This window comes from Pseudomonas sp. T1.Ur (assembly GCF_023516725.1).
GTDB classification, from domain to species: domain Bacteria; phylum Pseudomonadota; class Gammaproteobacteria; order Pseudomonadales; family Pseudomonadaceae; genus Aquipseudomonas; species Aquipseudomonas alvandae.
The window spans coordinates 1,930,199-1,952,156 of record NZ_JAMGSN010000001.1; the positions used below are offsets into that span (position 1 = coordinate 1,930,199).

At 61.5% G+C, this 21,958-nt stretch carries 13 protein-coding genes and 2 pseudogenes; 5 read left to right on the forward strand and 10 right to left on the reverse strand.

Annotation, left to right across the window (positions count from 1 at the left end):
* The first annotated feature begins 8 nt into the window (after positions 1-8).
* Positions 9-2,756, forward strand: a complete 2,748-nt coding sequence (gene metC / locus M8Q45_RS08965) for a cystathionine beta-lyase (protein ID WP_249874387.1) — start codon at positions 9-11, stop codon at positions 2,754-2,756.
* Here metC and M8Q45_RS08970 read toward each other — a convergent pair.
* The 10 genes from M8Q45_RS08970 to M8Q45_RS09015 form a co-directional block, all read right to left on the reverse strand.
* A complete protein-coding gene (locus M8Q45_RS08970) occupies positions 2,740-3,885 on the reverse strand; it encodes a glycosyltransferase family protein (protein WP_249874388.1) in 1,146 nt (381 codons plus the stop codon). The two genes, metC and M8Q45_RS08970, sit on opposite strands and share 17 nt — an antisense overlap.
* Positions 3,876-4,985, reverse strand: a complete 1,110-nt coding sequence (gene wecB, locus M8Q45_RS08975; protein WP_249874389.1) for a non-hydrolyzing UDP-N-acetylglucosamine 2-epimerase — start codon at positions 4,983-4,985, stop codon at positions 3,876-3,878. Before wecB ends, M8Q45_RS08970 begins: the two co-directional genes overlap by 10 nt.
* Positions 4,982-6,580 (reverse strand): FAD-dependent oxidoreductase, encoded by a 1,599-nt coding sequence (locus M8Q45_RS08980; RefSeq protein ID WP_249874390.1) that lies wholly within the window; start codon positions 6,578-6,580, stop codon positions 4,982-4,984. The genes wecB and M8Q45_RS08980 overlap by 4 nt, the downstream gene beginning before the upstream one ends.
* Positions 6,558-7,841, reverse strand: a complete 1,284-nt coding sequence (locus M8Q45_RS08985; protein ID WP_249874391.1) for an NAD-dependent epimerase/dehydratase family protein — start codon at positions 7,839-7,841, stop codon at positions 6,558-6,560. Before M8Q45_RS08985 ends, M8Q45_RS08980 begins: the two co-directional genes overlap by 23 nt.
* A complete protein-coding gene (locus tag M8Q45_RS08990; RefSeq protein WP_249874392.1) occupies positions 7,841-8,248 on the reverse strand; it encodes a GtrA family protein in 408 nt (135 codons plus the stop codon). The genes M8Q45_RS08985 and M8Q45_RS08990 overlap by 1 nt, the downstream gene beginning before the upstream one ends.
* Positions 8,245-8,931 carry a class I SAM-dependent methyltransferase gene (locus M8Q45_RS08995; protein WP_249874393.1) on the reverse strand — a complete coding sequence of 229 codons (687 nt, stop codon included), beginning with the start codon at positions 8,929-8,931 and terminating at the stop codon, positions 8,245-8,247. The genes M8Q45_RS08990 and M8Q45_RS08995 overlap by 4 nt, the downstream gene beginning before the upstream one ends.
* 92 nt (positions 8,932-9,023) lie before the next feature.
* Complete coding sequence (locus M8Q45_RS09000; protein WP_249874394.1) at positions 9,024-10,046, reverse strand: glycosyltransferase family 2 protein; 1,023 nt, start codon at positions 10,044-10,046, stop codon at positions 9,024-9,026.
* 12 nt (positions 10,047-10,058) lie between these two features.
* Positions 10,059-12,467: a phospholipid carrier-dependent glycosyltransferase gene (locus M8Q45_RS09005; RefSeq protein WP_249874395.1), complete on the reverse strand. Its 2,409-nt coding sequence runs from the start codon at positions 12,465-12,467 to the stop codon at positions 10,059-10,061.
* A gap of 222 nt (positions 12,468-12,689) precedes the next feature.
* A complete protein-coding gene (locus M8Q45_RS09010; RefSeq protein WP_249874396.1) occupies positions 12,690-15,140 on the reverse strand; it encodes a glycosyltransferase in 2,451 nt (816 codons plus the stop codon).
* Between the two features lie 146 nt (positions 15,141-15,286).
* Positions 15,287-16,105 (reverse strand): ABC transporter permease, encoded by an 819-nt coding sequence (locus M8Q45_RS09015; RefSeq protein WP_249874397.1) that lies wholly within the window; start codon positions 16,103-16,105, stop codon positions 15,287-15,289.
* A 184-nt stretch (positions 16,106-16,289) separates the two neighbouring features.
* On the opposite strand from M8Q45_RS09015, the pseudogene M8Q45_RS09020 reads away from it, so the two are divergent.
* The 4 genes and pseudogenes from M8Q45_RS09020 to M8Q45_RS09035 all read left to right on the forward strand — a co-directional run.
* Positions 16,290-17,510: pseudogene (locus M8Q45_RS09020) on the forward strand (ABC transporter ATP-binding protein); the annotation flags it as partial.
* A 138-nt stretch (positions 17,511-17,648) separates the two neighbouring features.
* Positions 17,649-18,995: pseudogene (locus M8Q45_RS09025) on the forward strand (polysaccharide pyruvyl transferase family protein); the annotation flags it as partial.
* Positions 18,989-19,675 (forward strand): 2OG-Fe(II) oxygenase, encoded by a 687-nt coding sequence (locus tag M8Q45_RS09030; protein ID WP_249874398.1) that lies wholly within the window; start codon positions 18,989-18,991, stop codon positions 19,673-19,675. The pseudogene M8Q45_RS09025 and the gene M8Q45_RS09030, both read left to right, overlap by 7 nt.
* Positions 19,668-21,824, forward strand: coding sequence for a glycosyltransferase (locus M8Q45_RS09035; RefSeq protein ID WP_249874399.1), 2,157 nt, complete (start codon positions 19,668-19,670; stop codon positions 21,822-21,824). Before M8Q45_RS09030 ends, M8Q45_RS09035 begins: the two co-directional genes overlap by 8 nt.
* Positions 21,825-21,958 lie beyond the last annotated feature (134 nt).

Consider the following 21,958-nt stretch of genomic DNA (forward strand, 5'->3'; position numbering starts at 1 on the left):
GGACCCCCATGAGCCAGACCGTAACCCCCCAGCAACTGCAACAGTGGCTGTTCGACGGGCAGGAAATCGCCCTGTTTGATGTGCGCGAGCACGGCCAGTATGGCGAAGCCCATCTGTTTTTCGCGGTGAACCTGCCTTATAGCCGCCTGGAGTTGGACGCTCGGCGGCTGGCACCCAACCCCAAGGTTCGGTTGGTGATTCACGACCAGGATGGCGCAGACCTCGCGGCGCGCGCGGCGCAACGCCTGCGGGCGTTGGATTATGTGAATGTGCACATCCTGGAGGGCGGCGCCGAGGGTTGGCAGGCTGCGGGCTATCAGCTGTTCGCCGGTGTGCATGTGCCCTCCAAGGCGTTTGGCGAGCAGGTGGAGGCGGTGCGTCACACCCCTCACGTCACTGCCCGCCAACTGGCGCAATGGCAAGCCGAGGGTGAACCGCTGGTGATCCTCGACGGCCGACCGCTGGAGGAGTATCGCAAGATGACCATTCCCGGTTCGATCTGTTGCCCGAATGGTGAATTGGGCTATCGCGTGCACGACTTGGTACCGGACGAGCAAACCCCCATCGTGGTCAATTGCGCCGGTCGGACCCGCAGCATCATCGGTGCCCAGACGCTGATCGACCTGGGTTTGAAAAACCCGGTCTATGCCCTGGAGAACGGTACGCAAGGCTGGGACCTGGAAGATCTCCAACTGGAACACGGCAGCGAGCGTCGATATGCCGATGAGGTGTCAGGCAGCGCGTTGCCAGGCCAGCGCTTGGCGGCGGCACGACTGGCCGCGCGGGCGGGAGTGCCTGTCGTCGGGGCTGCCCAGGTCGAGCAGTGGACAGCGGATGCCGGGCGCAGCCTTTTCCTCTGCGATGTGCGCACCGCCGAGGAATTTGCTGCCGGCACGCTGCCAGGTGCGCAACACACCCCGGGCGGGCAGTTGATCCAATCCACCGATCTGTATGTGGGGGTGCGCCAGGCGCGCGTAGTGCTGTTCGACAACGACGGCGTGCGTGCACCGATCATCGCCAGTTGGCTGCGGCAACTGGGGCACCAGGCTTTTGTAGTCTCGGGCGGGTTGGGCAGTGGCGTGGCATTACCGGTTCCAGCCGTTGTCGCGCCGCAGGAACTGCCGCTGATCAGCGTGCGAGCCTTGGCCGATGCCCTCAAGGATGACGCCGTGGCATTGATCGACCTGCGTTCGAGCAGGGCCTATCGCAAAGGGCATATTGCCGGGGCGCGCTGGTCGATCCGGCCATTACTGTCGCGTGCGCTGGCGGGGGAGCGACGACCGCTGGTGTTGGTGGCTGATGACCCTCGCCTGGCGGCCTTGGCGGCACTCGAGCTACCGCAAGCGGAAGTCCGCTTGCTGGAGGGCGGTCCTGATGCCTGGCGTGCGGCGGGCCTGGCGCTGCGAGAAGGCGTGGACACGCTGCCGGATGCGCAGTGCATCGATTTTCTGTTCTTCACTCATGACCGTCACGCTGGCAACAAGGAGGCGGCGCGCCAATACCTGGCTTGGGAGATCGGCTTGCTGGCGCAAATGAGCGCCGAGGAAATCGCCAGCCTCAAGCCGTTGCACGAACCGGCTCAGGGCGCTGTCGACGAGCGACTCCGCACCCGCCTGATCCATGGCGCGCGCACCGAAAAGGGCAGCGGTGCGAGAACCGTCAACGTACCGGTCAGCCGCCTAAGCACGGTGCTGTTCGACAACCTGGCACAGATGCGTGACGCCCGTTCCCGGCGTGACAGCGAGCGAGTCCTGACGTATGGCGCCCGCGGCAATCCGACGGCCTTCGCGCTGGAAGACTTGGTCACTGAGTTGGAGGGAGGCTACCGCACCCGGCTGTTTGGCACCGGGTTGGCCGCCGTGGCGCAAACCTTCCTGGCTTACCTGCGACCTGGGGATCATGTGCTGGTCACCGATGCGGTCTATGCCCCGGTACGGCGCGTCGCCAAGGATTTCCTCGAAGCCTTCGGCATAGCGGTCGAGTACTTCGCTCCCGACGGCAGCGACCTGACCGGACGGCTGCGAGTCAACACCAAGATAGTCTACACCGAAGTGCCCGGCTCACTGTTGTACGAGCTATGCGACCTGCCAGCCATCGCCGCGCTGTGCAAATCCCGCGGCATCTTGCTGGCCGTGGACAACACCTGGGGCTCGGGCGTGCTGTACCGGCCACTGGCGTTGGGCGCCGACATCTCGATCATGGCCCTGACCAAATACCTGGGCGGCCACAGCGACGTGGTGATGGGCAGCGTTTGCACGCGACAGGAGGCCTGGCCGGCACTGGCGGCCATGAGTGACGCCTTCGGCAATACCGTCAGCCCGGATGACGCTTACCTGGTGTTGCGCGGCGCACGTACCCTTGCCCCACGCCTGGAGACGCATGAGCGCCAGGCACTGGAAATCGCCCATTGGTTGCAGGCGCAACCGCAGGTCAAGCGGGTTTTCCATCCGGCACTGCCCGAGCATCCCGGTCACAGGTTGTGGCAACGGGATTTCAAGGGCAGTAACGGGCTGCTGTCCTTCGAGCTCCGCGAGAGGGACGACGCTTACCTGGAACGGTTCATCGACGCCTTGCAGGTGTTCGGGCTGGGGGCGTCCTGGGGCGGGTTCGAGAGCCTGGTGACGGTCGCTGACACCCAGGATCGGGACAGTGCCGAGGACCGGGCGCTGAATCCGGTGGTCCGGTTGCATGTCGGATTGGAAGACGTCGGGGTGTTGATTGAGGATTTGCAGCGGGGGTTTATCGCCGCCGGATGAGCGACGACACCTTTGGTTTTTCCAGGGCGGATTGCGTGAGGCCTATCGCAGCAAAGCGCTGGGCCCAACGATGGGCTTCACGAAACTGCTCGACAGCCGAATGATCACTTCGATTGCCAAGCGCTTCGACGGCGACCTTACGCAAATCAGCGTCTTCATCGACGATCCAGACGCACGGCTCCCGGTCGCGCAGGGCCATCTCACCGAAGCGGGTGGAGATGACCGGCAGGCCGAGGGCGCGGTATTCGTAGTACTTGATGGGGTCGACCGAGGCGGTGAGGCGGTTGAGCTTGAAAGGGATCAGGCCAACCGAAAACGTCGCCATGGCCGCGATCGCGCTGGCATGGGAGCACTCGGGAAGCAACTCGATATTGGCAGGCAATGCGCGAGGTACTGGGGTGAAAAGGGGGCCGATCAGCCGGATTGGGTTTTCGGGGTTGGCCTGCGCCAGTGCAATGACCAGGTCCCAGTCGAACCAACGACCCAGCGTGCCGACGTAGCCAAGCACCTGATGTTTGGCGCCCAGGTCGAGACTATCGACGGGCGCCAGCCCCTGCATGTCGCAGGCGTTGAGGGCCAGTTCTATCTGGTCGGTCATGCCCCGGAGCTTGTCGTGAAGCGGGCTGGAGGATGCCAGTACTTTGTCCACTCGTTGGATGAGCTGCGCCTGGCGCCGGGCCATGGAGCTGCGTGACAGGCCCTGGTAAAACGCCGGGAAATCATCCATGGCGTCGTAGATGACATGGCTGTCGGGGAGGAGCGCCAGCAGTTGCAAGGCCAGTTCGGAAGGTTTTCCGACGCAAACCCTGCAAGGGCCTTGTGCGGAAAATATTGCAGCCTCCCGGAGCAAGTGATGCCACAGACGCTTGAGCAGCACGGCTGATCCCGGCAGGGGCTCGATGGGTAGACTCTGGGGCTTGCGGACCTGCAACCAAGGTGGAACGCTGAGGTTTTGTTGGCCGGCAACAGGCGGCTTGCGCTTGAAATCATCGAGTGTGGGTAAGCGCGTCGGATACGGATCGATCCAGAACACCGGCGCGCCTGTCTGGTGGTGATACCAGTCGACGAAGTGATGAGGGCGTTGGCTGAAGCTGGCCCACGGCACCGGGGACAGATAGATCATGCGCATGGCTGAAAGTACTGCTTCAAGACTTCGACGATGCGGGCGGCGGCCTTGCCATCGCCATAGGGCGATACCCCGCGGGCCATGGCTCGGTAAGCCTGCGGGTCATCGAGCAGGCGCTGGGCCTGTTCGACGATGATGTCCGGGTCGGCACCGACCAGCCTGACCACGCCGAGTTCGACCGCCTCCGGGCGTTCGGTTTCCTCCCGCAACACCAGCACGGGTTTGCCCAGGGCTGGCGCTTCTTCCTGCACCCCGCCGGAGTCACTGATGATCAGGCATGAGCGTTTCATCGCCGCGATAAACGCCGCGTAATCCAACGGTGCGCAGAGAAGAATATTCGGGGTTTGGCCGAGCAGGCGATGCGCGACATCCTTGACGTTCGGGTTGGGATGGACGGGATAGAGAATCTGGATGCCTGGGTTTCGTTCGGCCAGTCGCTTGAAGGCCTGGCAGATATTGCGGAACGGTTCGCCGAAGTTCTCCCGTCGATGGGCGGTCACCAGCACCAGGCGTTTGCTGGCATCCACTGGGACAGCCAAGGCTGAGTCCTGTTCGGCGGTCATCAGCAAGGCGTCGATCACGGTATTGCCGGTCAGGCTGATATCGCTGTCGGCGACCCCTTCGCCCAGCAGGTTGTCCACGGCGCGCTGGGTGGGCGCGAAATGCCAGCGGGCCAGCTTGCTGGCGATCACCCGATTGGCTTCTTCGGGAAACGGGTTGCAGAGGTCGCCGGTCCGCAGGCCCGCTTCGACATGGCCAAAGGGAATCCGCCGGTAGAAACACGTCAATGCGGTACACATGACCGTGGTCGTGTCGCCCTGAGCCAGTACGACATCCGGTTTCTCCGATTGCAGGACGCCGTCGAGTGCAAGTATCAACCGTGAGGTCAGCGTGGCCAATGATTGGTCGGGACGCATGATGTCCAGGTCCAGGTCCGCTGTGATCGCGAAACCCTCCAGGATCTGGTCCAGCAGCCCTCGGTGCTGGGCGGTGGCGAGCACCCGGCATGCGATATTGTTTTCGGCCTGGAGCGCCTTGATCACGGGCGCCATCTTGATCGCCTCCGGGCGTGTGCCGACGATGCAGAGTACCTTGTGGGTCATGCCTTCTGATTTCCTATCGTGGTGGCAAGTGAGCGGGCTATCCGGTCCGCATTGGCCATGAGTGTCAGCGTGTGGGACTTTTCGGTCAGGCTGGGCAGGCAGGCGCCGTCGACGATGTGCACACCGCCAAGGCCTGCGATTTCGCCCAGGCGATCGGTCTGCCCGATCTTCGGCATCGAGCGCATCGGTAGGGTTCCCGCGTAATGGATATCCGCCCCGGGACGGCCGACGGTGAAACTCGTGGGCATCAACAGCGCGCCCAACGTCCAATAGAGCCGGCGCAGCTTCGCCTCGGCAGTCTGCATGAGTCCGGGGAGTTCGGGACGTACCTGGCCGTGGATGTGCAACGAACCATCGGCACGCAAGACCGCTGTGTTGTTGGACAACTGCCCGGGAAGGAAAATATTTCCGACGACGCAAGCGCTCAGCAGGTTCCTCAGCAGTTCGATGCTGTAGCGCTTGTTCAGGGGGATCCGGCCGGCGAACTCGCTCATGGGTAAGCCTGTGGTACTGAACGTCGAGCCGAACGCGGTGGTGCTGGACGATAGCTGCAAGGCGAACGATAGCTGGCCCAGGCCAAATGTCGAGGTCCTGGGGGGGCCGAGCATTTTTGGCAGCCACAGCAGGAACGCCGCCGTCGGCGATGACAGCAGCGGTATCGGGTCGCGATGGTTCAGGGCCTTGAGGGCGAGCCGGGTCGAGGCCAGGGTGCCGGCCGCCAACAGCAGGCGCGTAGCGCGCAAGCGCCGGGCGGAACGACGATCGATGATCGCCCATGAACCCTCCTGTTCCAGCAAGTCCTCCACCAGAAAATCCTGGACGTGCTGGAAGCCGGGGTATTGCTTGAGTTTCTTCAATTCTTGCGACGCGCTGTACAAGGCCTGGTTGTGGCAGCCCCACAAGCAATTTCCAGACAGGTCGCAGGCCTTGCGCTCGTCCATGGGCTGGCTCAGGACGGCTACCCTGGAACGGCCCAGGCGAAACCCCTGGCCGGGAAATGCCGACCGGCGGCGGGTGTACTGGTCGAGCAGGCGTTGATGCAAGGTGTCCAGCGGCAGAGGCGGTTGCGACCATTCATCGAGGCCGAAGTAGCTCGACAGGTCATCGTCGGCCCGACCACTGATACCGATTCGGCGCGCGACCGTTTCGTAGGACGCCTGCATCTCGGAGTGATCGATGGACCACCCGGCAAAGTCGCTGGCTCCGAGTGCTGCCACGCCGCAGCCCCAGGCATTGGACAGGCCGCCGGTGGCCAGCGAGCCGATGCCGATGAAGTTGTCGGTCTCGATGTGATTGCTGGCGCTGAACCCTTCGAAGACATGGGCATGGGTCGGCGTCTTCAGCTTGGGCGATACCGCGTCCAGCTGGTCCAAGGCGTGAAAGTTTTCGCCGATCAGCCATTTCCACTGGTGCGCGTCGTTGGCCCTGGCGTCGAGAAACGGACGGCTTGGCAGCGCCGCTGAACCCGTATCGGCCTGGGCATCGACCATGAGGACTTTCAGGCCCGCCTTGACCAGCGGATAGGCAGCCGAAGTCCCCGCCGGACCGCTGCCGACAATGATGACGTCGAATTCAGGCGCCACGCGGGGTTTCACTTTCAAGCATCAGTTGGCGGCTAAAGGGACGGCACGCCCACGCCGCCAGCTTCCATGCCAGCGCCTTGAGCGCGGTCAGTCCCAGCGCAACCACCGTGGCGACCAGGCTTCGCGGCTGCTGGTCGCCGAGAAACACGAGTGCGCCCTGGCGGCTGGCTTCGGCGATACCCAGTGCAACGTGCAGGCGCCAGGCCAGCTCCCGGCCATCAGGCTTGAGCAGGACGCCGGGGTGGTCCAGGAGCGCGAGCCATATCGGCCAGCGCGTCAGCAGGCGTGATTGGAGGACAGGATGTCGTTTGCCGGTTCGCTCCAGTGCCCGCGCATAGCGGCGGACCAGGCTTTTCTGTGGCGGGTGTTTGAGCAGGTAGCCCAAGACAACCGCAGCTTCCTGGAGAAGGCCTCGACGTTCACCGTGGCCGGAACGATGCATGCCGTAGGCAAGGGGGCGCAGCGCGATGCCGATTCTTTGCAGGGAGCGCTCGCTGTCCATGGGCGGCAGCTGGATGAGGGAAAACATTCGCTCCAGGCCCACTTTCGTACTCAACGACTGGCCGAGTGAGCGACGCAATAACCTGAGCAATACCACGGGCACCGGGATCGGCAGGCGAGTGGTACGGACCCGGTGCGTCGCGATCGACATGAGGAAACGGCCAAAAGCGATGGGCTGCACGGCGCCCAGGTTGAGGATTTCGGCACGCATGTCGTCCCGCTCGACAACCGCGAGTATCGAGGCTGCGAGGTCATCGGCATGGATGGGTTGCACGCAAGGCGCAGGCAGGAGGATCGGTATGAACGGGCTTCGCCGGACCCAACGGGACAACTGCCCAAAAAGCCCGCGCTCGGGGCCGCCATAGACTTGGCCGGGGCGGATGACGGTGCCGCCGGCGGCGAGCACCTGTTGTTCGATACGCCACTTGGTCCTGCCATAAACGCTCGGGGCCGTGGCGTCGGCGGTTTGGCTGGAGATGAAGATGAACTTGGCCGAGCCTCGGTGGGCGCATTCGATCAGCGCCTGGGCTGCCCTGACTTCGTCGTCCGCGTCGCGGTGGGCAGTGTTGGAGGTATCGGCCGCCAAATGGATCAACGCCTGGGTGCCAACGGGGAAATCGGGGGCCGGGCCCCGCAGGTCATAGGGAAGCCAGGTGTAAGGGGCGGGGCATGGCTGGCGCGTGGCGCAGATGACCTCGTGTCCGCTGGCTGCCGCGAGGGCGGCCAAACGTTGTCCGATGTAGCCGGTCGCGCCGGTAATCACCAGTTTCATCAAGCACCCTCCGCGCGGTCAGCGGGAGCGGGCGGGGGCGTGTTGGCGTGAAACACGAACAGTTTGCTGATCCAGTAGGTCAAGGCTACGCAGACCACGTCGCAGATCAATTTCACCGGGGCAGGGCTGTCGACGAAATACAGGCCCACGCTGAACAGTGCCGAAGCGACTGGGATGTTGATGGCGAGCAATGAAAAATAGCGCACCGCTTGGGCCTTGCCGCTGCCGTGGGTCGATTGGAACGTGAAGTGTCGATGCAGGAAAAATGCGAACACACCGGCGGTGACTTTGCCGGCGATGTTGGCCAGGACGGGGTGCCCCTCGAAAAACGTGATCAACAGCAAAAAGGCACCCATGTCCAACGTATAGGCCATGAGCTGGATGGCGCCGTATCGGATGAAGGTCAAGACGTCCTCCTGAGCACCACGATGTGATGCAGCGCCAATACCCGCCGCAACGGATGCAGCAATTTTTCGGCGACTTTGAGCACGGGGATCAGCGCATCAGGCAACAACTGGCGAAAGTTCAGGCCGCCGGAAATCAAGTAGCGCAGATAGTTGCCACAGATTTCCTGATGGACGATTTCCAGGCCAGGGTGCTTGCGCTCGAACGCCTCCCTGTCGCGCACGAAGACGATGTAGCTGAGGGCCTGGTTGGCACCGTTCATGGGGCCGGTCGAGGGCGTTTCCCAGGAGGGGAAGTGCATGTCGAACCCTTCGGATTTGAACAAACGCCTATAGAGAAACGCCGCAAACGGACCGTGGAACGGCTCGATCAAAATGGCGCCGCCACCCACCTTGAGGGTTCTTTCCAGCTCTTTGAAAAAACGATCCGGGTGAGGAAAGTGGTGAAAACAGTTCTGGCCATAAAATGCCCGGACCGAACGATCGCCCAGGTTCATTGCTTCGGCATCGAGCGCCATGTCCAGGCGCTCGGTGCAGACAATGTCAGTCGCCAGCACTTGCGGGTATGAGTTGCGCATGGGCGCGATGCCGGCCCCCAGCTCCACTTCAAGGCCTTGCGCTGTGAAGTAGTGCGCTGCCAGGCGATGGAACGCGTGGTGGAACTCCACGAAGACCTCCCGCAGCATCCGTTTGCGCCCGAGCACTTTGTCGTGAAGTTCGAGGCGCTCGATGCCATCGACGTCCAACGCCTTGAGCGACGGGTCCGATAAAAAATCCCTTAGCGCTTTGATGAGTTTTCTTCCCGTAACGACGTTGCTTTGCTGCGCCTGGAGTGCCGGGGCCTGTTGGGCACCGAGGCGATGTCATAACCGAGGAACGCCATGATCAGTTGCAGCCCCATGAGCATGGGCAGTGCGCTGAGCATCACGGTTCCGGCTGGCGTCGCGACGCCATTCTGTGCCGATTCGAACCAGTGGTAGCTGCCGAAGAAAATGCCGAACAAGAACATCAGGACCCCGAGCGGCAGCTCGATCGAAGCCAGGGACATGTCGCGCAAGTAGTAGTTATAGAGCACGCGCTTGGTGAAGTTGCGCAGGTGTTTGAACAGGAACTCGCCAATGATTTTCGAGATCTTGAGGTGGCTGACTTCGTCGCCGTATCGGGCTTCCATCGGAACATCCACGACCACGGCGCGCACGGTGTTTAGCCGGAACAGGATGTCGGTCTCGAAAAAATAGCGTTGGCTGACCTTGTCCAGGGGCAGCAGCCGGGCCACGTCGCGGTGGATCGCCGTATAGCCGTTGGTGGGGTCGAACAGGTCCCAGTAACCGGTCGACAGTTTGGCCATCAGCGACAATACCGCGTTGCCGAACAGGCGCACTCGCGGCATTGCCTGGACTTCCTCCAGATTGAAAAAACGGTTGCCCTTGGTGTAGTCGGCTTCACCGGCCAGGATCGGTTCGATGAAAAACGGGATCAGGGTCGGGTCCATCTGGCCGTCCCCGTCGACTTTGACGATGATGCTCGCACCGTCGGCCAGGGCTGCTCGATAACCGGTCATGACCGCACCGCCCACGCCCTTGTTGACATCGTGGGGCAGCACCTTGACCCGAGGATCGTTACAGGAGGCTAGCACATGCCCGCCCGAGCCATCCGGGCAGGCATCGTCGATGACGTAGATGCGCCAGACTTCCGGCCCTATGGCGTCGATGACCTCCACGATGTGCGCGGTGACCCGATAGCTGGGGATGACCACGGCGACTCGCTGTTCATCCGTGAAAAGCTCGGTTTTTGAGTTCATCGTGATCGCCCGCTATTGCCTGAATGAGAGTGACTTGAACTCCAGCGGAGTGTCGGTGTGGCCGGAGGCATAAATGATCGCGGAGGTGGCATTTGCGGGGGCGATGACGTTCATTTCATGGGTCTCCCATTGCGTGGCGCAGTCAAACGTATCGATGCTGGCGGCAATGAAGTCGCCGTGCTCGTCCATCCAGTTGGCCTGGACTCTTCCCGTGGTGGCCGTCGTTGCGCAGCGTGCGGACACGCTGTTGGTATAGCTCAGCCCCGGCGTCACCTCGACCCGTTGCGTCGCCGGTGTCTTGACGTTGACGACGAGGGTTTTGCGCGACGGGTCATAACTCGAAGGTGACGTCAGGCTCCAGCCTTCGAGGCTGGACAGCTCGGGATTGAGCAGGTGCTCGTAATGCGTGGCATCGAGTTTGCGCAGGTCCAGGTCACCCAGCCTGGCGTACGACGTGGACACGCTGAGCAGCCGATCGAGTTTCATCTGGGGCAAGGACTTGAGGTCGATCACCAGCCAGTTGACCTGGCGCTGGCGCAAGCGTCGGGCAAGTTCCGATGGAGAGGTCGCCGTGTCGAAGTCGCATTTCCACGTGAGGTTGTACCAGGACGCGTAAAGGGCATCGGCCCGCAACCCCGCCATCAACGGAGACGCAAAGACCGCCACGGGTTGATGCCCGGTGTTCAAGGCGTTGACGGTGTCGACCAGTTTGCGGATGGGCAGGCGCTCCAATAGGTAGGCCTCCCGACCTGCCTCGCTCAACAACGCGGAAGGCTTTATTTCGCCATAGTAGGTCGCGGCCTGGATGAAACGGGTGTTGGTCAGGACCAACAAGGCACCGGCCAAGAGGGCGAGGCTGCGCGGGAAGTATTTATCGTCGGAAAAGGGCAGCGCCAGGATCACCGAGAAAAGCGCGAAGGAGGGGAACACGTAACGCAAATACGCCGTCGAGTGGAATGTCATGAACATCGCGCCGGCGCCGATCAGCAGGATGCACTGGGCTTTTCTGTTGCCGCCCAACAGCACGGCAACGGCAGCCGTGGGCAGCAACAGCCACTGAAAGCCTGCCGCGCCGACTCGTCCTTCAATGAACTGGGGGGACTGGAAGACCATTCGATAGAGCGTGTCCCAGGTCATCCCTGTACCGAAAGTGGCCGGTGGTTCGAAGTTTACGTTGGGCCAGAGCGGGGAGTGGAAAATGGCATTGAAAAACGGGAACACCGGGTTACCGGTCAGGTACGCGGCGGAGATGTAAGGGGTGGCGCCCGCCAGTATCAGGCCGGCACTGCCGATCAGGAACGTCTTGGCGAGGCCTGGAATAACCCAGGCCCTGGACCGCCACAGCAGGACCAGCAGCAGGACCGGCAGGACGCTGAGGGTGACGGCCTTGGCCGCCATGGCGAAGCCCAGCAAGACGCCGGCCAGGAGCAGTTGCGACAGGCGTTCCCTGGGTTCCGGCGTGAAGCTTGAGACCTTCATGATCGCGAGGGTCCCGGCCATCATGAAGGCGGTCCATGCCGACTCGATATGCAGGCTGCTGCTTTCAGCGAAGGCGAGGGGCGTCGACAAAAAGATCAGGCTTGCCCAGCGGGCACTGGTGGCAGAGCCTTCGGCCCAGAGCGTCATGTTGCGGATCTGCCACGCCAGCAACAGGGTGAATGCGCTATTGGTCAAGCGTGATGCCGTTTCGCCGGCCAGCATATAGGCAATGCTGTAGATCCAGTCGGCCAGCATGGGCATGACCGCCCATACATAGGTACTGGCCTCGAACGACCATTGATGCCGATGCGCCAGTTGGGAAGGAACGAAGAGGTGCATCGCCAGCGCGTCGTGCCCGACCTCAGGCATGAAGGCCACCAACACGTAAAGGCAGGCGAAGCCGCAAATCAGTACGTCGAGCCCCGTCTGGATAGGTGTTTGCGCCGAGCGGACAGCCCGGGTGCGCTCCAGCAGCTCGTGACCTAGCGAGATCACGTGTTTTCGCCCCAGTAGAAGTGGCAACGACAGCAGCGCGCCGTACAGCCAGGGGTAGTTGATCGGCAGGTACGCCGCCCAGCCGGTGAAGGTTCCGAGCGTGCCCGTTCCCACCAGCAGATGGACGCTCCAGTCGGCCGCGATGTGTCGCTTGAGCATCCACTTGCCGAGCACAGTGGCAGACAGTGCCAACAACGCGACGACTATCACCGGCCACACCTGCGCGCAGGCGATGGACAAGCAGGCCAGTAAACCCAGGCAGAGGATGTACGGTGTTCGGCGAGTGAAAACGGTGAGGACAGCCAGGCTTGCCACGGACAGCAATACCGTCCGGGTGCCGCTGTTCATCGACACCCGTTCAAGCGTCGAAAAACCGTAGGCGCCGACCGCCACGCTCGCCAGTAGAACCAATGACACCACTGCGTATTTCAGGCTGTATCTGGGCAAATTATCGTCTCGGCTGAAGGGACAACGTGACTCACTCTGGGCCGACGGACAATCCGTGGCGAGGGCGCTTGCTCCCGCTGGGCTGTGTAGGAGCTGGCGAAGCCTGCGATCTTTTGATCCTGGGACTCAACCCGCTTTGGAAAGATCGCAGCCTCGCTTCGCTCGGCAGCTCCTACAGCACAGCCCAGCGGGAGCAAGCTCCCTCGCCACAAACTCATCTGCTCATACATCCCGGTACGTATGCGGAACCCAGGATCCCCACTTGCTCTCGTAGATCGCCCGGTTCTTCTCGAAAAGTGCCTGCTTCTTCCGGGCCCCCAAGGCGTTGAACGAGGCGGACAGGTGATGGTGCACAAAGACATCCTCGGCACAGGCCGCGCGCATGCCACGACGTTGTACGCGTCGGCAGTAATCGTCATCTTCGAAAAACCCCAGGCCATACTCTTCGCACAGGCCGCCGATCTGCTCGTAGGTCGAGCGCGGGAACATCACGCAGAAAAACGCCAGGGTATTGATCTCGAACCATTCGCCCATGCGGGCGCGAGTCATTTGCGCGGCTTCGGCGGGCATGTCGTCTACTCGGTCATAGCGGATGCCGACCTTGGCTTCGTTGCCGATGTTGTTAGTGATCGGGCCGATGATGCCGATTTCCTTGTTGTCCCGTAGATGGCGAATCAAGCCCTTGATCCAGCCAGCGGTCACGATCGTGTCGTTGTTCAGGATAACCAGGTAGTCACCACTGGCTGCCGCGAGGCCCACGTTGTTGCCCGCGGCGAACCCCTTGTTGTCCGGGTTGAGGATGATGATCCGGTCCGGGTGCCCTTCGGCCCAGGCGCAGAGATACGCTGGGGTCTGGTCGCTGGAGTGGTTGTCAACGACGATGATCTCGAGGTTGGGGTATTGGCTTTGGGTCAGCAGGCTGTCGAGGCAGGCCTTGGTCAGTTCGAGGTTGTTGTAGGTCAGCACCACCACGCTGACCTTGGGCAGTGGCAATGTCTCGATGGCCTGGCGCAGGCGGGTGGCCCGATGCCGCCAGGTCTGGCCCCGAGCGAATGATTGACGCGCCTGCCGCAGGGCGCGGGTCTCCGGCGGCGCATCCAGGACATTGCGTATGGCCGAGATAAACTCATCCGGCTGTTCAACCGCCCAGACGAGTTTGCCGAACTGGCTCAACTCCGGCAGTTTCACCGAGACCACCGGTTTGCCCGCGCTCAGGTACTCATAGACCTTGACCGGGTTGGTGGCGAGGGTCAGCGGCATCACCTTGAATGGAAGCAGGCACACGTCCATGGCGTGCAGATAGTAGGGCAGGGACGCGTACGGGACTTCGCCCTCCAGGACCACGTTCGGACAGCGCTTGAAATATTTCCTTGCCTGGACGGTGTCGCTGCCGATCAACAGGATCAGGTGTTGCGGGAACGATCGAGCGACTTGCTTGACCAGGTCCAGATCGAACCATTCGGCAATGACACCGTAATAACCGATGATCTTTCTGTTGGCGGGGTCCTGATAGACCTTGCCTGGACGTTGGCTGAAGAAGCTGAACTCACAGGCGTTGCGGATCACTTCCACGTTGCGGTTTTCCCGCTTGCCGTGTTGTTCGATCCAGTCGGATGTCGCCACCAGCAGGTCCGCCCTGCGCATCAAGGCGATTTCAAGGTCGAGCAATTCCTGGGCGACATTGCCAAAACCCTCATGATGATCCATGCAGTCATAGACCAGCGTGGAGTTGGGGACGCGCCTGGCCAGTGGGAACCAGTAGGCGTGCTGGACGATGCAATCCACGGCACCGACATTCGCTGACTCCAACAACATCGCCATGCCCTGGCACAACTGGCGGATCGCGGCGGCTGACGGTGGGGCATGATAAATGGCTGGCGCGCCGCGTACCTTGAAACGGATCTGGAACAGCCGCTGGGAGCCCGGCAAGGGCTCGGCTTCAAACCCGGGGGCGTCATCGTCGATAAAGTGGTTGGAGATATAAAAAGTCGTTTGTCCTGCCCGGGCCAATTCCTTGGCCAGGTTTTGCGGGCGCTGGATACGGAAGTGCCAGTCAATCACGCCGAACATCAGGATCATGGGCTGTCCGGCGCTGGACGGCACAGCCAGGTCCGGCGACGGTGGCAGGGACGGCAGCGGGGCGAGGCTGGCGGATGCCGCTGTTTCGCCCGGCTTTGCCTGACGTTGCTTCAACCCGTTTCGAAGCCGGCGCGCCAGCTTGCTTTTCACCTGTGCGGTGAGGGGCAGCCACGCGTAGACCCAGCGTGACAGTCGATACGCCATCTTGCGTATCGAATAACGCAGCGGTGCGCGTTCGATGGCGTTGCCCCAGTCGCAAAGCTTGAACAGTTCAGCCTGCTTCGCCGCCAGTTGGGCACGTAGATCCACCGCCCAGTCGGACAGCGCGACAGCCTCGCGCTGTTTCGTCTTGAGCAACGCCTCGGCGTTCTTGAGGCGCTGTTCAGCCAGCCGCAGCCGCTCGCGCAGCCGCCGGGCTTCATACTCTTGAAGTGACAGGCGAGTGCCGAGCGCTTTGGAATCGAGGCCCAGCTGATGGATGAGCCGATCCCGATTCTCGATCTCCTTGACCAACTGCAAGGCTTCCATGGATCTGGATTGTGTCGAGCGAGTCAGCTGGTCAATGCGATCAACAAGACGGTTGATTGGGTCCATGCGTTCCTTCGATCCTTTGGTCATTACGGCAACGCACCCCAAATGTTCCAGGATCGTTGTCGACTTCAATCACCAGGCAGGCACCGGCTCCAGCCGTGCCATGAATCATCATAGCGGGTGCTGCCCAGCGCGCCACGCCAACGGGCTCATATGACATCGGCAAAGCCTTTTCGGGTCCTCTGGAACCAGGCAAACCCGGCGCAGGCGACCAGTACGGCGATCGCCGAGTAGGTGGCCAGTTGATCCCATTGCGGCGGTCTGCCCCAGAACAGCACATCGCGAACCATTTCCACCGGCAACGTCAGCGGGTTTGCCTGCAAGGCGGCCTGATAGCTGTGCGGAAGCGTCGAGCGTGGATAGAAAATCGGCGAGAGGAACAGCATCGCCGTGACAATGATGCCGATGAACTGGCCGATATCGCGCAGGTAGACGCTTATCGAGGCCAGGAACCAGGAGAGCCCCAGCGTCAGCAACACCATTGGAAAGAGCACCAGTGGCAGCAGAAGGACGGTTATCGGTGGGGGGCCGAACAGGACGACATAAAAGACCAGCCAGGCCAGCACGCTGATGGCCATGTGGAACAGTGCTGCGCCGAGCGACACCAGGGGCAGGGTTTCCAATGGGAACAGGATTTTCTTGACGTAATTGGTATTGGCCAGCACCAGGCCCGGCGCACGATTCATGCATTCGGAAAACAGGTTGAAGACCAGCAGGCCGGCAAAGAGCACCAGGGCGAATTCGCTCTTGGACTCACCGCCGCCCGACCAGCGGGCCTTGAACACGACACTGAACACGAAGGTGTAGACCACCAGCATGAACACGGGCGTGAAGAACGACCACAAGATACCGAGCATCGAGCCTTTGTAACGACCGGCGACTTCCCTGCGGATCAACACGAAGATCAACAGGCGATTGATCAGGACACTCTTGACCATGGCGGCAGGGGACGTGTTGAACGACTGCATTGTTGCGTGATCCTTGAGGCGATATTCGGGGCTCCTTGAGTGGCTTCTTCATGGAGGGTAGAACCAGTGTAGATTCATCCGGCGTTTTTTCCCGTTTCTGTGCTTAACTCATCCGCAGCGCCCGGCAAAGGAACTGTCCAGCGGCGCCGTAATATGGGTCGTGTTTCATGGAAGGGTTTTGCCGATGTCGTTTGAAGTGGCCATCTGCGCCGAGAACCTGAGCAAGTGTTATCAGATTTACGATGCGCCCAAGGACCGCCTGCTGCAGATGCTGGTGCGCGGCAGGAAGCGTTTCTACCGTGAGTTCTGGGCCCTGGACGATGTTTCCCTGACCATCGCCAAGGGCGAGACCGTCGGAATCATCGGCCGTAACGGCAGTGGCAAGTCCACGTTGTTGCAACTGATCTGCGGAACGTTGATGCCGACCCGGGGCAGTGTCCAGGGACATGGCCGGATTGCCGCGCTGCTTGAGCTGGGGTCTGGTTTCAATCCAGAGTTCACCGGGCGGGAAAATGTCTATGTGAACGCGGCAGTGCTGGGCTTGAGTCGCTCGGAAATCGACGCTCGCTTCGACGATATCCTCGCCTTTGCCAATATCGGCGACTTCATCGACCAACCCACCAAGATCTATTCCAGCGGGATGCTGGTGCGGTTGGCCTTCGCCGTCTCGGTGTGTGTGGAGCCAGAGATCCTGATCGTCGATGAGGCTCTTTCGGTCGGCGATGCATCCTTTCAATTCAAATGCCTGAACCGGCTGGAGGAACTGGCTGCCAAGGGCACGACGCTGCTGTTCGTTTCCCATGACATGAGCATGGTCAAGCGCTTTTGCCACCGGGTCATCTACCTGCGTGCGGGCCGGGTCGTAGCCAGCGGCTCGCCCGATGAAATGGCCGAGCTGCACTTGCTCGACATGCGTGATGAGCAACGTCGCTGGGCCAGCGGCGGGGTCATACCGGTGACACGCAAGTCGTTTATCGGCGGACAGGGGATGGCCTTCGGAACCGAAGAGGGGCATATCAGCGCTGCCTGCTTCACCAATACCGAGCAGCTTTGCTCCAGCTACCTGTATGGCGACGACATCGAGATTCGCGTCGAGGCGATGCTGCATGAGTCGATCACTCAACCCAACATCAGCTTCACCCTCCAGGAGGCCAGGTTGCTGGTGATGGGTGGTGGCAATTTCGCCCTGCAACCGGGGCCCGTCGAAAATGGCTGGCGGCGGGCGGCGATCACGGTGCGCTTCCCGGCCAACCTCGCCGAGGGCCGCTACCATGTCACCCTCAAGTTGTTGCACGGGGCGACGGAAGACACCTCGCAACTGATCGAGAAACAGGTTGCGCCGCTGGCGTTCGACATGTTGCCAAGCCCCCGGCATTTCCTGGGCGTGGTCGACCTGGGGCTGAAGAGAATCGATCCTCCTCCGGTCGAGTCGCTTCCCGATGCCTGCGGGGCTCAAGGAGAAACGGTTTTGGCGGGACACCAGGACGAGCACGCGTGGCAGCTCGCCATATTCGGCACCTTCGACGTCGAGAACTACGGCGACCTGTTGTTTCCGATCATTGCCGAGGCGGAGCTGGGTCGGCGCTTGGGTCCAGTCGAGCTGCATCGGTTTTCCTATCATGAAAAACGCCGCCCTGAATGGCCCTACGCAGTGACGTCGCTGACGGAACTGCCCGATATGGCGGCCAGCCTGGATGGCGTCCTGATCGGCGGTGGATTTCTGATCCGCTTCGATAAAGTCGTAGCCCACGGCTATGGGCCGCCAACTGCCGATATTCATCACCCGACCGGTTATTGGCTGACGCCTGCGCTGATCGCGTTGCAGCATGCGATTCCAGTGATATGGAATGCCCCCGGTATGCACTGCAACGATGTTCCCGCCTGGGCCAGGCCGCTATTGACGATGGCCCTCGAGCAAAGCCAGTACGTGCGAGTCCGTGACGCACTGACGCGCGATACGCTCGGCGCGCTCACCCAACAAGCCGACATCGACGTGCTGCCCGATACCGCGTTTGGCTTGCCGCGCCTGATCGATGGGCAGCAGCCCTCCGCCGAGTTCATTCGCCTGCGCGAGCACGCCGGGCTGACTGGGCCGTACATCGTGATCCACGCCATTCATGTCGTGGAGTCATTCGTGAAATTGTTCGAAAACCACCCCGAGGCGTTCCAGGATTATCAGTTCCTGGTGGTCCCGATAGGCCCCGTGCTGGGCGACGATCCGTCGGTCATCGCCGGGCGTCTGCCCGGGGCCATCACGTTATCGTTCTGGCCGGAACCGTTGTTGATGGCGGAAATCATCAGCCAGGCACAAGCGGTGATCGGCCACAGCTACCACCTGGCAATCACCGCCCTGGCGTTTGGTGTCCCGGTGTTTTGCTCGGCAGACCTGACCACCGGCAAGTACACGGCGCTGGCTGGGTTCGACTCGCTTCATGCGTTGCCGGACCCGGCGACAATCGACCCGCAATGGTTCGTCGCGCGGTTGGGCAAGACCCGGCCATCGCTGGCGGCGCAAGCAGCGGCGGATCAGTTGGTCGATCACTGGGATCGGGTCGCGGCGATTATTCGCCAGGGTAAAACCTCATCCCAGCCGGTATTGGGAGCGTTCCTGCAACACCTGCCCAATCTGCTCGAAGCCGCGGCCGAGGGGGGGGAGCCAGCGCTGGCTGAATCGTTGATCCGGCCCGTCGTGCCGGAGCCCGGCACCCTCGAACCGCCACCCAACCTTGCTCAGCAGCAACGGATTGTCCAGCTCAGCCAACAACTGGCCCTCAGTGATGCCAGGATGCTTGAGTTGCAGAACTCCAACTCGTTCCGAATGACCGCGCCACTGCGCTCCATCGCCCGTGGTATCAGAAACCTCACAGTGAACAAGAACAGACCATGCTAGATCTCTCTCGTCTCACGCCTGCGGCGCTCAAGGCTCACCCGTTCTCATGGGCTGAAATCGGCGGCCTGTATTCGCCCGAGGATGCCGCCGCGTTGGCGGCCTCCTTTCCCCATGATCACTTCAAGACGGTGAGTGGTTATGGCGGAGAAAAAAACTATGACTATGAAGCCCGCGCCCTGGTGAGCATGGGCACTCATGCCATCGCGTTCCCTGAAGAACTCAGCGAGGCGTGGCTGGAACTGGCGCAGGACCTGGGCTCGGCGGGTTATCGAGAGGCCATGTCGGAGATGACCGGGATCGACCTGCGCAGCGTGCCGATGGAGGTCAACGTCTTTCATTACGGTCCCGGCGCGAGCCTGGGGGCCCATCCGGACCTGCCGGATAAACTGGTCACCCATATCCTTTATTTCAATGAGTCCTGGGATCGCAACGACGGCGGGTGCCTGAGCATCCTGCGCGGCAACGATCCCGGCGCCGTGGCGGCCGAGATCGAGCCCTTGGTGGGCAACTCGGCGATCCTGGTGCGTTCGGATAATTCCTGGCATGCCGTCACGCCCGTGGTGAGCGGCTGTCGTTCTTCCCGCCGAAGCCTGACGGCGACGTTCTATCGACCGGGTTCCCTCAGCTCGATGTGGCCGGCGGGCGACGACACCCCGTTGCATGGGTACCCACGTGCTTAAGATCGACAGCAGCCAGATCGACCGTGACGCCGCCTTGGCTCAAAGAGACGCGGCCATCAACGAGCGCGATATCGCCCTGGCACAAGTGGATTTCCTGCAGAACACCCGTTCGTGGCGTTTGACCCGGCCCCTGCGCGCGCTTTTCCGGATGATGCGTTATGGTTTTGGCGCCACGCATGAATTGCCCGAGCCGGTCGCCGCGACGGCCTACCCAACAGCGCCGCGGCCGTTGCCGAGTCCTGGTGTGGAAGCTGATTTCGTCACGAAAGGGCGCCTGGATATTCTCTGCTTCGCCAACATCGACTGGGCCGCACGCTTCCAGCGACCGCAGCAATTGATGGGGCAGTTCGCGAGCAATGGTCACCGGGTTTTTTATATCGTGCCCTCCAGCCTGCCGGAGGAGGGACAGCTGTATCGATTGACGTCGGTAGCGCCGAATATCTTTGAAGTGGCCCTGCAACGCGAGGCGCAAGCGGCGTATTACGAAAAGGTGGTAACGCCTGAGAATCATCAGGCCTTGCTGCATGCCCTGGCTGCGTTGGTCGCCGATATGCAGATCAGAACCGCCCTCTCGGTGGTGCATATCGCTTACTGGAGCCCCGTGGCCCTCAGCCTGCGTGCCCTGCATGGCTGGCGCGTGCACTATGACTGCATGGATGACTGGGATGGTTTTCCAAACATCGGCGAACAATTGCTGAATGAGGAGAAAGCCCTGGTTGCGCAGGCGGATCTGGTAACCGTTTCCGCCGGGCTGCTTTACCAGAAGTGGTGCGCCCATAACCCCCGCTGCATGCTGGTTCGCAACGCAGTGGATTTCGATTTTTTCCGGCAGCACTGTTTCAACAATGATTTGCTGAGTGGGCTGGTCGGCCCGGTCATTGGCTACTACGGCGCCCTGGCGCAATGGCTCGATTACCCATTGCTGGCGGCGCTGGCGGACCGCCGACCCGAGTGGAACTTCATTCTGGTGGGGGACATTTTCGTCGACGATCTGGCGGGCCTCGAGCACAAGCCCAACGTGCAGTTGCTGGGCCGCAAGCCTTACGCGCAGATGCCGCTTTACCTGGACCATTTCGACGCCTGCCTGATTCCCTTCAGGCTTTACAACGTGACGCATGCGGTCGATCCGGTGAAGTTCTACGAGTACATCAGTGCAGGAAAGCCCGTGATCTCCACGCCTTTGGCGGAGATGAGCATTTATGAAGACTTGCTGTACTTTGCAACCGGAGTCGATGAGTTCATCGAGCAGATCGAGCGGGCCTTGGCCGAACGCGACCTGGCCTTGTACAAACGGCGCGTGGAGCTCGCCCGGGCCAATGATTGGAAGGATCGATTCAATAGCCTGCAACTGGCTATCGCCGGACTGTATGAAAAAGTCTCCATCGTGCTCGTGACGTACAACAATCTCAGTCTGACGATTCAATGCATCAACAGCATTCTTCGCAATACCACCTGGCCCAATTACCAGCTCATTGTGATCGACAACGGCTCGCAGGACGGCACGGCTGATTACCTTGAGCGCCTGCGCAACGAGGTGCCGACCGCGAAGATCATTCTCAACCCGGACAACCGCGGCTTCGCCGCGGCCAACAATCAAGGGTTGCGAGAAGCCGACGGTGACATCCTGCTGTTGCTCAATAACGACACGATAGTGCCTGGCGGCTGGCTGGATCCGCTGGTCATGCATTTGAGAGAGCCGAGTATCGGCATGGTGGGACCGGTCACGAATGCGGTCGGCAACGAAGCGAAAATCGAGGTTTCCTACACCGATATCCAGCAGATGCAAGCGTTTGCAGACTGCTATGCCGGAGCCCATAAGGGACGCTCATTCGATATTCCGATGCTCGCGATGTTTTGTGTCGCCTTTCGCCGAGGCATTCTCGAAGAAGTGGGGTATCTGGATGAGGCATTCGGGATCGGCCTGTTCGAGGACGACGACTACAGCCGTCGCGTGCAGGCGGCCGGCTACCGGACTGTGTGCGTCGAAGATTCGTTTATCCATCACTATGGGCAGGCATCGTTCAGGAAGCTGATCGCCAGCGGCGAATATCAGGCGCTCTGGGATAAAAACCAGGCGTACTTCGAAAGCAAATGGGGCGCTTGGCAGGCCCATGTCCACCGGCAAGCGCCTGGCGTGGAGAAGGGCTAGGTGGGTGGCAATGCAGGTTCGCGGAACCCTTTGGTGGGAGCGAGCCTGCTCGCGAAAAGGTCGGCACACCCAGGCACTTCATCGACGGTGATGCCCTCTTCGCGAGCAGGCTCCCACAGGGGAAAATGCGTTAG

Excerpts from the sequence above, each read along its gene's own strand:
- metC (WP_249874387.1), top strand. The coding sequence starts at position 9 with ATGAGCCAGACCGTAACCCCCCAGCAACTGCAACAGTGGCTGTTCGAC.
- M8Q45_RS08970 (WP_249874388.1), bottom strand. The coding sequence starts at position 3,885 with ATGCGCATGATCTATCTGTCCCCGGTGCCGTGGGCCAGCTTCAGCCAA.
- wecB (WP_249874389.1), bottom strand. The coding sequence starts at position 4,985 with ATGACCCACAAGGTACTCTGCATCGTCGGCACACGCCCGGAGGCGATC.
- M8Q45_RS08985 (WP_249874391.1), bottom strand. The coding sequence starts at position 7,841 with ATGAAACTGGTGATTACCGGCGCGACCGGCTACATCGGACAACGTTTG.
- M8Q45_RS08995 (WP_249874393.1), bottom strand. The coding sequence starts at position 8,931 with ATGCTGCGGGAGGTCTTCGTGGAGTTCCACCACGCGTTCCATCGCCTG.
- M8Q45_RS09000 (WP_249874394.1), bottom strand. The coding sequence starts at position 10,046 with ATGAACTCAAAAACCGAGCTTTTCACGGATGAACAGCGAGTCGCCGTG.
- M8Q45_RS09010 (WP_249874396.1), bottom strand. The coding sequence starts at position 15,140 with ATGGACCCAATCAACCGTCTTGTTGATCGCATTGACCAGCTGACTCGC.
- M8Q45_RS09015 (WP_249874397.1), bottom strand. The coding sequence starts at position 16,105 with ATGCAGTCGTTCAACACGTCCCCTGCCGCCATGGTCAAGAGTGTCCTG.
- M8Q45_RS09030 (WP_249874398.1), top strand. The coding sequence starts at position 18,989 with ATGCTAGATCTCTCTCGTCTCACGCCTGCGGCGCTCAAGGCTCACCCG.